We start from the raw sequence: 12929 nt of genomic DNA on the forward strand, positions 1-12929 counted from the left end.
TTGAGTTGAACGGTTCGTATGAGCACAACGAGAGGGCACGCCATGAGCGAGAACGTCACAACCACCATCAATGGAATGGTCGAGGACTACACACCGGCGTCGTATGCGGCAGCCAAGCGCATCAAGGAGTCGGTCGATGCATTGAATGCCAAGGAAGGCGACCCTGAGTTCCAGGAGATTGTCACCAACCTGCAGCAGCAGGTCGCTGCCGTTCTGGAAGCGGTTGCTCATGTCGAGGTGAAGGCTCGTATTGCAGCCGGCGAGATTACGGTGCAGTAGCGTGACCGGTGAGCGGCGGCGCACTGGTTTTCCAGTGGGCCGCCGCTTGAGTTTTGTTCCGGTGTCGTAGCAGGTAGCGCCTTGGCAGGATGGAGAAAACGGCATCCCGGTTCTACCTTGGTTCCTTGACGTGGCCGCCGTGACTTTGGTTGGTGACTTTGACTGCGGCACCGGAAGTTGTTGCCCCGCCAGTGTCAGTCGCTGGTGTGGGCGTGCCCGGTTTGGTGCCAGCCATAAGGTTCCCTACATGCCCATCTGATTGGCATGGCGCGGAACTGGCCGGGACGTTCGGAGTGGCAGACTATCTCCCCGTCTGCCATGGGATTAGGTCCTCTGCGTCGGTCGTCCCGCCCACCGTTCTTCGTGGGTACGTCGCATTGCCTGGCGTGGGGATGGCTGGACTTGAACCAGCAACACGCCGGAGTGGGGCTTGGGGGCACCACACTCCGGTTGCTCTGCCAATTGAGCTACATCCCCTTTGGCCGGCGCCTCTCGGCGAGCGGCTGTGTGCTTGACCCTGCACGGGAGATAGTGACCTCCGAAAGTGGAAGGTGTTTCGGGCACTAAAAAAGCCGGTCGCTTGTAGCGATCCGGCTGATGCTGGGTACGTCGAATACCCCTCAGTGAGTCACTTTAACACAACCTCGCGGATTCATGTGCGGGTTTGTTCGCGGCGTGTTTCGTACCAAGCGTCGAGCACTTCGTGTGGGTGGTAGGTGGGCGACGGCGTGGATTCAACTGCCTTGATTTTGCCGCGGGCTACCCAGTTTCGTATGTCCTTTCCGGTGAGCGTGATCTGGGCGTTGAGCCGGAGCCATGGCACGAGCTTGCGGGTGGGCATGGGTGGCGCGATGTCTTTGACGCGCTCGCGGTTGGCTGCGTGGTTGACGGGTGGTTCCTCGGGGCCACTGACGAGCAGTTCGGCGCTGGTTACCCAGTCTTGTATTAGCCATGCGAGGCCAGCAGCGCGAGAGTCCTGGGCGTAGTCCTTGGCGTGCCGGCCGACGCTCTTGAGGTTTTCCTGCAGCTGCAGCGCGTCGAGGTTGATGGGTGCTGCGCTGCCGGGTTTGCCGCCGCCGTTCCATCCTCCGCTGATTGGTCGGACGTGATCGAGTTTAGCGATGGTGACGCCTAGGGCCTCGATCAGCGTGGGGATCTTGTCGAGCCAGGCTTGCAGGTCTCGGACGCATTGTGTGCAGAGGTAGGTGCTTGTGTGGTTTTGGCAGTCCGACGTCGTGCACTCGTGACTCACGTTTTGCCTCCTAGTAGTTGGGTTGGTGCGGGTAGTCCGGTTTGTTCGGCGTAGAGGTGCATGAGGCCGAGCGCGGCGGCTCGGAGGTTCAGGTGAGCTTCCGGGGTGACCTTGCCTTCGAGGTTGCGGACGAGTTCGACAGCGGCTTTCATGGTCCGGAAGGTTTTGGCGACGTCGGGGTCTTGCTTGGCAGGGTGGCCGCCTGGTCTGCGTTTGGTGCTCATGTGCTGTTCTGCCAGTCGCCATGGACTTTGCAGATGGCGCCCCATTGGACATTGAATTCGCTGATCGTGATTTCCCAGCCACCTCGGCTGAACCGTCCGCAGGTGGGGCAGTTGTATGGCTTCATTCGTTGTTCACCACCTGCCGAATTTGGAATGCCTTGGTGGACAGGACCAGTACGCGCTCGTCGTCGTCTCCCAAATTCCAAAAGCCGACGCGTCCGGCCTCGTAGAAGTAGACCTCGTGCGATGACACGTGGTGTTCGATGCCGCCGTCGTAGACTCGATAGGCGAAGTTCCGCAGCGGCCGGGGTGGTTTGGGTTCCTCAGTCTTTCCGTGGAAGGTCATCGCGCACTCGCCTTGATGATGTGTTCGTACATCTGCTTGACGTGCCGGGCGTCGGCGAGTGCGTCATGTTCTGCGCCTTGCTGTTTGGGCAGAATGTTGACGCCCGTGAAGTCCACGAGCGATCGGACATCGTTGGTGTACATGGGGATGCCTTCAGGGAGTTCCATCATCGTCCCGAAGAGTTGAGCCAACACCACATGGTCGTAGGCGCTGTACCAAGCCCAGAGTTCAGTGTCGTCGGAGTGCGTGAGGAAGGCTTTCACCTCGTCGCGGATTTGCCAGGTCATCTTCCATTCCGGAGATTTTGGCTCTGGTAGCTGGGCTACAACGTTTTCCGCCAGCCAGGGGTGCTGGTTGATGATTGCCCATTGGGCGCCGGCGTTGATTGCGTAGTACTCGCGGCCGTCTTCAGCAATGATGCCGATGCTGATGAGATCGATGTATTTGCCGGTGTCGAGGAATTCGGTGTCGTAGAAGTACTTCATGCGTTGCCTCCTGCATGTCTGATGGTGATGTCAAGCCCGGGCAGGGTGGTCGCCCAGACTTTGCGGATGTTCCAGTGGACGATTCGGGCGTCGTCCTTGATGACTCCGGATTCGGTGAGTGCGTCACCGATGGCCCGCTGCAGCTTGTCGAGGTCGGGCGGCCCGGCTGGCATGAATCCGAATTTGGTGGTGTCGGGTTTGCGGAGTCGAACTTCGCCCGCGATTGCGACGGGGCCGTCGATCGTCTTCCAGTCCGGGCCCGCAGCGAGCCGGGCTGCGGCTTCGACCGCCTCACGCCAGGCGGGCAGCTTCTCATCCATTTCGACCAGCACGACTTTCTTGCCGCGGATGAATGCTTTCTTGCTGCCTTGGGTTGCGGGAGCTCCGTGCGCGACGATTCGCAATCCGATCATTGGGTTCCTTCCTTCCGGTGCCTGATGATGTGGACGAGGGTCCCGATGCCGTCGTGGAGCCATTTGCCGTCTTTGAGCCAGACCCTGGACTTGCAGAATCGGCACTTGCCGGTGATTTGCTTCATTGCCCGTCACGCTGGGAGGTAAGGCTTGAACTCCGGTGTGTGGCGGGCCTGCTGGGGCTGCCATCCCATGTCGCGGTGAGGGTGACGTATCCGGGGTCGCGCTGATCGCCTTGATACTCCTTGATGCTGACCCGGGCTTCAGGCGGGACGGATGCGGCGAAGTCGCGGAGTGCACCGGCGGTAAGACTGCCGGGCACGTTCATGGAAGCAGTTGAGGTGATGCGGGGCGAGGTGTAAGCGGTCATCGTTGTTCTCCTTCGATGTCAGAAGCCCCAGCGGTTGCCGGGGCTTCGTAGTGTTTTCCGATGTGGGTTTGTGGTCTGTCGCCAGCTTTGAAGTCAGCCCAGCAGGATCGGCAGCTGGTGGACTCTTGGCCGATGTGGTCTTCGCATGAGGGCGGGCGCGGGAGGTGCGACCGGGCCGCTTCCGGCCAGTGCGGTCCGGGGTGGAAGATCGGGCCAGGTGTCTGGCATGTGGACTCCATGGCCTTGGTTGTGGCGGCGATTGTCAGGGCGCCCAGGCTAGGCACGTCACGGTGCTTGTCGATGAGTGACATCAGCGATGCGACTGGCCAGTCTGGGCGGATCTCGTGAAGCAGGTAGGCGATGGCCCGTGCCTGCTGGTCGGTGATCATCAAATTGGGATTTCCTTTCAAGCCAAAACGTCGCCCGACTTTCGCCGCTGGTTGTTGCCGATTTCTGGGCTCTGGTGAGTTAAGAAACAGGCTTGGTTGGCACTTTGAGGTGGTGGTGTGAAGGTGTAGGTGTTAGGTGCAGGTGTTACCGATGCCTTTCGTGATGACATCGGAAAAGCCCGATTGAACCCTTTTCGGAAGGGTTTCCGGAACCCTTTATGCAGCGTCCTCGGAACCCAATTCATTAGGGTTTATGGACCGACTTGCCATGACATCCTTCAAGGCTCCCCAGCTGGTCCAGTCAGGGTTCTCTTTCTGTAACCTATGGAGCTCGTGCACGACGACGCCGCGGATGGTGCGGGACGCCACCGAGGCGTATGCCTTGGCGACGGCCGCGCCCATGTTCCGCTGCTTCAGGAGCCCGTCGCTGCGCATGAACGAGCGGACGAGAACTTCTTCAGTGTCCTCGTCCGCGATGATGTACACGCCTTCGATGAGCTCCTGGGCGGCTGACTCGAGGATGTCGAGCGTGAGGCCGTTTGCCTTCGGGACGATGCGTTTCAGGCGCCAGTCCACGACGCCGCAGTGGCTTAGATCGGCGTGTGTGGAGAGGTGGATGAACAACCACTGAGCCATGGGGGACAGGTCTAGGAAGTCATCATCAACCCAGATGCTTACCTTTATCTGCCCGTATTGCCTGGCCATTTGGTTTCCTTTCTTTGGGTGGGGCCGCCAATGGGCCTATATGATCCGGGAGTGGATGTGTTTGTATGCGGCGAATTCGCCTGGATCACTTGTGGCACTTGGCTCGGCTTCTGGAGTGGAGCCATCGGAGCCCTAGTCGCCGCTTTCGTTGGCGGCATGGTCGCCCTCTTCGTGGTTCGTCTGACGAATGCACAACAACGTCACGGAGTGGAACGTACTGTCGAGATCGCAGCATTGGCTGACTGCGTTGCAGTGATGGAGGGCTTCGAGTCGGCGGTCAGGCGACACAAAGATCCGGAACAAACTTTCGACTCTGCAGGCTTCCTTGCTCCGATGACTTCGGCTGTTGCGAGGCTGCAGATGTCCCGCCAGGAGGCCAAGCCTGTGGCCGACATCCTCATCCACTGGCCGGGGAAACTGAGAGGCATGGCGCTGCACTACGACCGTGCAACACTTCGGCAGGAGCCCTTCGCAAGGGACGTGTTCATCGCCCTGCAGGAAGCCATTACTACCGCCACCGTGGTATTGCCATGGAGCACTTCCTCCAAAAAGAAGAAGCGGAGTGAAGCTCTGAAATTGCTCCGTGAAGCGGATACTAACCTAGACGCCGCAGATGTGAAGTTTGATTTGTTGTTGCCGACTAGGTCGAAGAAGGACCCCACGACAACTTCCGGCAGCACCGGTGAGTCCTCCTCAGACAATTCCTCAAGCGGCGCCGAGTGATTCGGCTGCGATCATGCCGAGGTCTCGCGCGTTGGGTGGGCAGAGGGCACATGGTTCCGCATGGCGCGGGAAGCTCTCGTGAATGCCTTTGTCAGAGGCTGGTATTAGGGTTTAGCCCATGACTATTCCATGGGGGACGCCAGTCGGCTGGACTAGCACACGAGCCGAAATTTCCGAGTTGTACGGCGGCTCATCCCAGGGCGGGATGGTCACGTCTCGGAAGTCCCCGAATGTGTTCATATTCTCGGACCCTGAAGAGGGCCATAAGCACGGATATCAGTACGATGGGTGGGCGGACGGCGGCTCCATTTTCTATTACACGGGAATGGGGGATGACGGGGCACAACGGATGTGGCTCGGCAACAAGGCAGCACGCGACCACAGGGCGGACGGTAAGGCGATCCGACTTTTCGCGGCTGACGGGATCGTGCCCGGGACCAAGAAGACCAAGAGGCAGGTCTACCTGGGCGAGTTCGAGGTCGATACTGCATTGCCCTACTCAGTTGAGGATGCGCCGGACAAGTTTGGCGTGGCCCGCACAGTCTTCGTTTTCAATCTGCGCCCAGTTGGCCGGGTGCTCAGACGGTCCCAGGACAACGCCACTTCGGCCTCAAAGCTGTCCAAGGACTGGGCTGCCAGACGCGTGCCCCTGGAAGAGCACACGTCTGACACGTTCACCGTTCCTGAGAAGACGCAAGGCATCGCTTTGAAGCGAGAGCAGGCTCTGGTCAAGGCATTCCAAACTGTTCTTGAAGCCAGAGGACACGATGTGGGTCGGTTCGCGATAACACCGCCAGGGGCTAGCCACGTGCTGATGTCCGACATTCACGACTTCACGGATAGCGTCCTCTACGAAGCTAAGGCGGAAGCGACGCGGAACAACATTCGAACCGGGTTAGGGCAGATGCTCGATTATCGTAGAGGCGTGTCTGTAGAGCGCTGCCGGATTCTTCTGCCTGCAAAGCCCGCTGGTGATCTACTTGAACTACTCAGGGATCACGGCATTGACACTGTGTGGCGGGAAGCCGAGTCTTCACAGTTCTGGCTGTACTCCAAGGGTCTGATCACCACCTTCTAAAGCCGACTCTCGGCATTCTCGGCAAACTTTTCTTTGGCTTGCTGTCCAAGTTGTTCAGGGTCGAGCCCGCGATCGTTGGCCCATTGCCAGAGCATCTCTGGGTAGTGCTCGCCCCATTCGAGCTTGCGGTCAATCGCTGCGGCCATGGAGTCAGCCCACGCCCGGTTGTAGCCCTGCACTTCGGTGAGGACATCGACAATGACGGCGTCCAGGAGGAACGCGAAGCAATGCATGTTGGCTCGAACGAGTCTGAGTTCGCGCGCGTCGTCGGATTCGCCAGCCTTCCCATCGGCAAGGTTTAGGTGAAAGTAGGTCTCCTGAGTCAGCGCTTCCTTGATGTTCCGCTCGATGATCATGTCGGCCGTGACCACGGGCTCCGGCCATTCGCCTGGGAGCATGTCTTGGGCGTCTGTCATTTCTGTCGTCCTCTCGGCTTTGAGTAGGCGCGCACGTAGCGCTTTGCCCTCTTGTTGGCTTCGGCCACGGCGCGCTCGAATGATCGGTGTGCGGTGATAACGCCGCCGTTGTTGGTCGTTACGAGGTATCCAGTTCGGCTGGCGTAACCTGCGCTGTACGAGCCCTTCCCGACCTTCAAGCGGATCCGGTTTCCAAACTCGGGAGTAGCCAGAACCTCATAGGTTTCATCGCCGGTTTGGCGGCCGACTAGCGTCAACGTCTCCGCGCTCATGGGAGGCGTACCGGCATGATGAGGTGAGAGAGCGCCTCGGTTCCGGTGATCAGGACAGGCTTGCCCCGGTTCTCTTGGAAGCCGAGGGTGATGTTCTCCGATGGCGTCACCGAAAGTGACCATCCGAGGTATCCGGGGTTCACGGCAACGACGACGTCCGTGCCGTTGACTTCGCAGGGGATGGTTTCCTGACCTTGCGCGGCCTCGCCCGTTCCTGCGTCTACGGTCATCTCGCTCCCGGATGCGGTGATGCGGAGCGGAGTGTTGCGCTCGGCGACGAGCCCGACGCGGGATACGACGTCGGCAAGCTCGGCGCGGTCAACGACAATCTCGGTCTCGGTCGACTTCGGGAAGAGCGTCCGGATTTTCGGGAAGTCCTGGTCCAGCACGGTCGTGGTGGTGGCCCGGTTTCCTGATCGGATGCCGACGTTGTTGCCGTCGATGAGGATCTGCGTTTCGCCTGCAAGTCCCTTGGCCGCATCGCGGAGCCAGGTCGCCCGGACGAGCGCTTCGAATCCGTCCCCAGCGGGCGTCCACGGGACGACGACTTCGGCCAAACGGTAACGGTCAGTGGCCAGCAGGATGAGTTCGTTGCCGTCGCTGATGACCTTCACTCCCATGAGTGCCGGCACCGCTGCGTCGGTGGAAGCAGCGTCGATGATTTGGGCCACGGCTGCGGCGAACACGTCGCCGTCTACCGTTCCAGCAGACTGGGGGAGCGGTGGCATGGGCGGGAAGTCCGTGACGCTCATGGAGCCGATGGTGAATACGGCGGATCCGGCGGTGAGCTTTGCGGCCGTACCGTCGACTTCGACGGTGACGGTCTTCTTGCCGAACTTCTTGACGATGTCCGTGAACATCTTGCCGGGCAGCAGCGCGTTGCCGTCGCGTTCGACGTCGGCCGCTGCCTGCGTGCGGGCGGACTTGTCGTAGTCGAATCCGCTGATGCGCAGTGCGCCGGTCGCCGCTTCGATCAGGAGTCCTGACAGGACCGGGTTTGCGGGGCGAGGGCTGATGCCCTTGGCGGCAAATGCTGCGGCGTCGGCGAGTGCGTTGGCGGGGATGGTGAACTTCATGAGTGCTTGCCTTCTTCTCTGTGTTGTTTGACGGGGTGGAGTCGTTCCCAGGCGTCGACTTCTGCGGCGGCTAGGGCGAGTCCGAGGGTGCCGCCCCATAGTGGTTCTGGGAGCGGCATGACTTTGGGCTTTGGTTTCGGGGGCCGTGGTTCCGGGGGCCACGGCTCTGAGCCCCGGTACACGTAGCCGGTCATGACGCTTCGGGCAGCCCTTCGAGGTCGAACAGTGTGGGCATTTCGCGCTGGCGTTCTTCGGCTTCGAGGTATTTCACGGAGTCGAGGAAGTACCCGGGATTGAGTTCGCTTGATCGTCCTTGGCGGCCGAGCTTCAGGGCCCGGAGCGGTACCGTGCCTAGTCCTCCGAACGGATCGAACACGACGTCGCCCGGGTTTGAGTACCGGGTGATGAGTCGGTCAACGATGTCGAACTGCAGCGGGCAGACGTGCATCTGCACGTTGCGGCGCTTCTGCTCGCCGTTGAGGGTGAGCATGCGGTTGATGTCGTGCCAAACATCCGGCGCCCAGGATCCCGGCATGAGGGACATGAACGTTGCCGGAAGCGCACCTTTGCCCTGCAGCGCCTCGCCGACTTCGATGTGCGATTCGTAGTCGTAGACCTCGCGAAGAGTCTGATCAGTGAACAACCGCGACCGCTGCTCGACCGGCAGAGCGGCAAGTTCGTCCGAGGTGAGGTGCCGTTCACCGCTTGACCGCCAGTTGGCATGCGCGTCGACCTGCCAGCGGGCCAGCGAGTAGTCCTCGATATCCTTGGTCACTCGGTCGTCCGCGTAGCCCTTGGACCGATCGGTCTGCGGCTTGTGGAAGAGCAGGATGTACTCTGGCGAACCGACGCCCATCTTTGTTCCGTCCTTGCGCATCTCCGTGTATCCGAGGCGGTAAGTCTGGTTGTTCTCCCGGACGACGTCGGTGACGACAGTGACCATGCCCATGTAGTCGAAGCCGTGCTTCATTCCGTGGAACAGCGCTTCGGCATGGAACGGTGACACGGTGGGGATTCCTGCGCCGGTGACGTTGCCGAAGTTGATGCGGTCCTTCACGTGGCAGGCGTAGATGCGGCCAGGTTTGAGGACCCGGAGCAGCTGCGGGGTGAGGAAGTCCATCTGTTCCCAGAAGTGCGCGTTGTCGTCGGTGTGCCCGAAGTCGTTGTAGGACGGCGTGTACTCGTAGTGGTTGCTGAAGGGGATGGACGTGACGATGAGGTCCACACTGTTCGCGTCCATGTGGTTGGTGGTCTCGTCAACGCAGTCGTTGTTGGCGAGGGTCCAGCCTTCTCCGGAAGCTTCGATGCGCTCGACGCCCATGGAACGGGTGAGGGCTTCGGTGATGGAGTTCCGGGACAGCCCGTATTTCTTGATGATCTCGGTCATGGTGTTGGTGAGCTCCTTGTGCTGCGCCCATTTGTCCTTGAGGGAGTGGACGACTTCCGTTTCGGACTCGGCATGCACCATGTGGATGGTGCAGGGGTGTTCTTGCCCGAATCGTTGGATGCGGTGCCACGCTTGGAAGGTGTCGTTGAATTTGAAGGTGACGCCGGCGAAAACGGCGGTGTGTGCCTGCTGGAAGTTCAGGCCTTGCCCCAGCTGCACGGGCTTGCCGATGAGTGCCCAGGTTTCCTTGTCCCGCCACGCGTCGATGCGGTCTTCAGCGGTGTCCGGGTCCAAGGATCCGTGCACTGAGCTGTAGGTGATGTCCTCGGCGGCCAGTGCCCGTTCGATCGCTGATTGCTCGTCGTTCAGGTCGCACCAGAGGATGATCTGCGAGCCGTCCGTTTCGCGGTGTTGGCGGACAAGGTCCATGAGCTTCCCGATTCTGGCGGTGAGGCTGTCTCGCTTCTCCTTGGCCGCCCCGGCGAGGTCCTTCACTCCGCCGCGGAACAGCCGGGCTTGCCCGTCCCGGTCCACCGCGGCTGTCGAGTGGTCGACGTCCACCGGGTGCCATTCGACGGTCAGCGGTGGGAGGTTGTAGCCCTCGTCGCTGTAGCCGAGGTCGGACGGCTTTTGCAGGAAGATCGACCAGCTGTTCAGCCACATGAAGAACTCTTCCCGTTTGTGCGGGTAGAGGGTCAGGTTGTTGGCCTGCGTGGAGTCGCGCTGGAAGAACCGGGTGAGTGCCTGGCCGGTGTCCATGACGCCGAGGAACCCGGCGTAGTGGATGAGTTCCTTGTACTTGTTGGGCGATGGTGTTGCGGTGGCGACGAAGCGGTACTTGACCTTGTTGAAGAGCGGCAGGAACGTTTGGTAGGTCTTCGATCCGAACGAGCGGAGCACGCCAGCTTCATCGAGGGAGACGGCCGTGAAGAGGCTGGGGTCGAGCTTGCCGTCACGGACGGTCTCGTAGTTGGTGATGTAAAGCCCGCCGCCGTGGAAGGTCATGTCTTTGGCGTTGCGGATGAACTTTATTTCGACGTCCATCTTTCGGCCGTCGCGGATGAACTCGCCCCGGACACCGAGCGGAGCGACGATCAGCCCGGATCCGCCAGCCTCGGCCAGCGTGAGCCGGAGCGTTTCGATTTGCATCATGGACTTGCCCAGGCCGAATGCTGCGAAGATGGCGCGGCGGCCGCCTTCGACAGCCCATTGCACAATGTCGCGCTGGTGGTCTTTGAGGATGGGGTTAACGGCCGTGGCTGGTATCTGGTGGCCGTAGCTCTTCTCGAAGTCCGCTTTGGCGCGTAGGAACTCTTGGTAGTCGCTCATCTGTACCTCCTTTGGGTACGAAAAAGGCCCCGGGTTGCGGGGCCTTGGTGGGCGGTTCAGGTTAGAAGTTGCCGTCGGCGACTTGGAATACGGTGAGGCCGATCGCGCGCCACATCTCTACGACTTGGTTTCGATCGTCGAAGACGCCGCGGACGTTGTACTTGTTGCGGACGTGGCGGTTGAACAGTTCGTGCTTGACGATCGAGTCCTTGCGGTGATCGCCGGCGGCGCGCATGTGGAGCTCGTCGAATTCCAGCCCGTTTGCTTTCAACCACTGCTCAGTAACGCCGCGGTGTTCATCGCTGCGGCCGGACATGTAGATCAGCTGGTGTTGTTCGCCGAGGTAGTGGATGACCATGGCGACGTCTTCATTCACTGTGTCCAGGTGAGCTTTCGCGCCGTCGTAGATGTCGCGGTCACCCTTGATGGCCACTGTTCCGTCAATGTCCACGAGGTATACGGTCGGCAAAGACCAATCCGATTCGTACGGGGTCCACTCAGACTCAGCCTTCTGGCGGGGCGCTGGAACGGGGAGGATCCGGCCGTTGAGGAACTTCATGTTCATGGTGTTGATGACATCCTCTGGCACGCGCGTCTCGGCCGGACGCTGGGCGTTCCGCCACAAGCACGTCTCGAAGGATACGTGGGTGAAGTCCTGTACGGCGAACTCGGCGCCGACGACATCGGCCAACTTGGCCCAGTCTGCTGCGGTCTTCCCTCGAAGGTTCGTGTCGTCCACAACCACATCGGTGCCAGCGCGGAGTGCTTGCCGGGCGGCGTCGTGCTGGAGCTTCGTGATGAGGTGTTCCTGCACGCCATTGGTGGTCGCCTCGACGTCGGCATGCAGCATGCGGCGGAGTTCGTCACGGTTGAGCCGGATACGGGTGCGAGGGTCAGCGTTTACCCAGCGCCGGGCGAAGGTGGTCTTGCCGGATGCGGGCAGCCCGCGGGTGATGATGAGCTTGCTCATGCTGCTTGGTCCTTCTCTGCGTAGGTGGGGTACACGGATTTCCATGCCCAGGCGTTGATGTCTTTGCCGTCGAGCAACTGGAAGAGCGCGGGGCGGCACGCGGGGAAGCGTGATGCTTCGATGGCGTAGTCCTTGCGTTCCCAGCCCTTGGGCATGGATTCGAGGATCTCGGCGTGCAGGGTGTTCGCCTGGTGCAGCATCAGGTCGTGCTCTGCGGTGAGGGTGCGTGCGATATCGGTGGCCCACTTGTGGAACTCGTCGGGCAGACCCTCGATGAGCAGGTCCAGAGGTTCGCCGCTGGACAGCCGCTCCCAGATGGTGCGCTCGTTCCAGCCGGTGACGATCCGGTGCAGCGCGACGTAGTCGTCCTGCTTGATCTTCACGCGGACATCCGAGGTTCGGAAGTGGACCACGAGCCCTTCGGAGTTCTTGCGGGGCGGTGCGGCCAGAGCTTCAGCGAAGGAGTTGAACTCGAAAGTGAAAGCGCGAGGGCCCGGCCACGACAAACCTGCGGGGCTGCAACTGATCCCGCTCTGGATGTTGACCGCTCCGAGAAGTACCAGATCATCGACGTCGCCGTAGTCCACGACGATGCGGTTCTCCGGGTAGACGATCTCGAACAGGGCCGTCCATCCTTCCGGGGGCCGCCAGTCCGGGTAACGCGTCCGGAGGATTGCCGTCGTGTGAATTGCTTGGTCGCTGGTGAAGGATCCTCGCGTGGCGACAGCCAGCGTGCCGCCGGCGGTTGGATAGGTGATGCCCAGCGATCCGTCCATTTTGTCGGTTACGGTGATCGGCTCGGCAGGATCGAAGTGCGGGTGCTGATTTTCGTTGTGGTTGAAGAACTTCGGGAATGGTCGAGCGAGAACTTCGCCGGTTTCGCGATGGACGATCAGGCCGCGGCAAGTCCGGGTCACCGCGGTCCAGGACTTCTGGTACTGAGCGATCTCCGTGTAGTTGAAGAGTCGGAGCGGGAGTGTTGGGTGATCGTTCGGCTTGATCCTTCGAGCTTCGATCTCGGCGTCAAGTTCTTCGAGGGTGAACAGGTCAGTGATGTGCACGGCGGTTTCTTCTCTCGGGTCGTTTTGGTCTGGTGGACCGGATGACGTTGTTGACTGCTTCGTCGCCGGTGGGGTCGCGGTAGAGGCGTCGGGAGATGTCGTCTTTGTCCTGGCGTCGTCGCGTGTCGATGTGGTGCCAGCAGTTGCGGTCGCG

At 60.8% G+C, this 12929-nt stretch carries 17 protein-coding genes and 1 tRNA gene; 3 read left to right on the forward strand and 15 right to left on the reverse strand.

Annotated features, from left to right (window positions below; genetic code table 11):
• Positions 1-42 precede the first annotated feature (42 nt).
• Complete coding sequence (locus BLW08_RS04725) at positions 43-279, forward strand: hypothetical protein (protein ID WP_091323615.1); 237 nt, start codon at positions 43-45, stop codon at positions 277-279.
• A 387-nt stretch (positions 280-666) separates the two neighbouring features.
• On the opposite strand, the gene BLW08_RS04730 is transcribed toward BLW08_RS04725, so the two are convergent.
• The 10 genes from BLW08_RS04730 to BLW08_RS04765 form a co-directional block, all read right to left on the reverse strand.
• Positions 667-756, reverse strand: a tRNA-OTHER gene (locus BLW08_RS04730).
• Between the two features lie 175 nt (positions 757-931).
• Positions 932-1531, reverse strand: coding sequence for a hypothetical protein (locus BLW08_RS04735; RefSeq protein ID WP_091323617.1), 600 nt, complete (start codon positions 1529-1531; stop codon positions 932-934).
• On the reverse strand, positions 1528-1755 hold the full coding sequence (locus tag BLW08_RS04740) for a hypothetical protein (protein ID WP_091323619.1): 228 nt from the start codon (positions 1753-1755) through the stop codon (positions 1528-1530). Before BLW08_RS04740 ends, BLW08_RS04735 begins: the two co-directional genes overlap by 4 nt.
• A gap of 121 nt (positions 1756-1876) precedes the next feature.
• On the reverse strand, positions 1877-2101 hold the full coding sequence (locus BLW08_RS04745) for a hypothetical protein (protein ID WP_091323620.1): 225 nt from the start codon (positions 2099-2101) through the stop codon (positions 1877-1879).
• Entirely contained in the window at positions 2098-2586 is a 489-nt protein-coding gene (locus BLW08_RS04750; RefSeq protein ID WP_091323622.1) for a 3'-5' exoribonuclease domain-containing protein, read from the reverse strand. Before BLW08_RS04750 ends, BLW08_RS04745 begins: the two co-directional genes overlap by 4 nt.
• The gene (locus BLW08_RS04755; protein ID WP_175538576.1) at positions 2583-2999 is read right to left on the reverse strand and encodes a RusA family crossover junction endodeoxyribonuclease; all 417 of its coding nucleotides are present in this window, start codon (positions 2997-2999) and stop codon (positions 2583-2585) included. The genes BLW08_RS04750 and BLW08_RS04755 overlap by 4 nt, the downstream gene beginning before the upstream one ends.
• Positions 2996-3124, reverse strand: a complete 129-nt coding sequence (locus BLW08_RS24250) for a hypothetical protein (RefSeq protein ID WP_302846896.1) — start codon at positions 3122-3124, stop codon at positions 2996-2998. The genes BLW08_RS04755 and BLW08_RS24250 overlap by 4 nt, the downstream gene beginning before the upstream one ends.
• Positions 3121-3369, reverse strand: a complete 249-nt coding sequence (locus tag BLW08_RS23605) for a hypothetical protein (protein WP_139244853.1) — start codon at positions 3367-3369, stop codon at positions 3121-3123. Before BLW08_RS23605 ends, BLW08_RS24250 begins: the two co-directional genes overlap by 4 nt.
• The gene (locus BLW08_RS04760; protein WP_091323625.1) at positions 3366-3758 is read right to left on the reverse strand and encodes a hypothetical protein; all 393 of its coding nucleotides are present in this window, start codon (positions 3756-3758) and stop codon (positions 3366-3368) included. The genes BLW08_RS23605 and BLW08_RS04760 overlap by 4 nt, the downstream gene beginning before the upstream one ends.
• Before the next feature lie 216 nt (positions 3759-3974).
• Positions 3975-4463, reverse strand: a complete 489-nt coding sequence (locus BLW08_RS04765) for a hypothetical protein (RefSeq protein WP_091323627.1) — start codon at positions 4461-4463, stop codon at positions 3975-3977.
• Positions 4464-4514: 51 nt separating this feature from the next.
• Between BLW08_RS04765 and BLW08_RS04770 the strand changes: the two genes are divergently transcribed.
• Together BLW08_RS04770 and BLW08_RS04775 are read left to right on the forward strand one after the other, a co-directional pair.
• Entirely contained in the window at positions 4515-5186 is a 672-nt protein-coding gene (locus tag BLW08_RS04770; protein ID WP_091323629.1) for a hypothetical protein, read from the forward strand.
• 118 nt (positions 5187-5304) lie between these two features.
• Positions 5305-6264 (forward strand): SRA domain-containing endonuclease, encoded by a 960-nt coding sequence (locus tag BLW08_RS04775; RefSeq protein ID WP_139244854.1) that lies wholly within the window; start codon positions 5305-5307, stop codon positions 6262-6264.
• On the opposite strand, the gene BLW08_RS04780 is transcribed toward BLW08_RS04775, so the two are convergent.
• From BLW08_RS04780 to BLW08_RS04805, 5 genes are all read right to left on the reverse strand, one after another.
• Positions 6261-6680 (reverse strand): hypothetical protein, encoded by a 420-nt coding sequence (locus BLW08_RS04780; RefSeq protein WP_091323633.1) that lies wholly within the window; start codon positions 6678-6680, stop codon positions 6261-6263. The two genes, BLW08_RS04775 and BLW08_RS04780, sit on opposite strands and share 4 nt — an antisense overlap.
• A gap of 268 nt (positions 6681-6948) precedes the next feature.
• Positions 6949-8028, reverse strand: a complete 1080-nt coding sequence (dnaN, locus tag BLW08_RS04790) for a DNA polymerase III subunit beta (protein ID WP_175538577.1) — start codon at positions 8026-8028, stop codon at positions 6949-6951.
• A gap of 190 nt (positions 8029-8218) precedes the next feature.
• Entirely contained in the window at positions 8219-10744 is a 2526-nt protein-coding gene (locus BLW08_RS04795; RefSeq protein ID WP_091323639.1) for a DNA methyltransferase, read from the reverse strand.
• Positions 10745-10805: 61 nt separating this feature from the next.
• Complete coding sequence (locus BLW08_RS04800) at positions 10806-11714, reverse strand: phosphatase domain-containing protein (RefSeq protein ID WP_091323640.1); 909 nt, start codon at positions 11712-11714, stop codon at positions 10806-10808.
• Positions 11711-12775, reverse strand: a complete 1065-nt coding sequence (locus BLW08_RS04805; RefSeq protein WP_091323641.1) for an RNA ligase — start codon at positions 12773-12775, stop codon at positions 11711-11713. Before BLW08_RS04805 ends, BLW08_RS04800 begins: the two co-directional genes overlap by 4 nt.
• Between the last annotated feature and the right edge of the window lie 154 nt (positions 12776-12929).

The organism is Arthrobacter sp. cf158 (genome assembly GCF_900106835.1).
Lineage (GTDB): Bacteria > Actinomycetota > Actinomycetes > Actinomycetales > Micrococcaceae > Arthrobacter.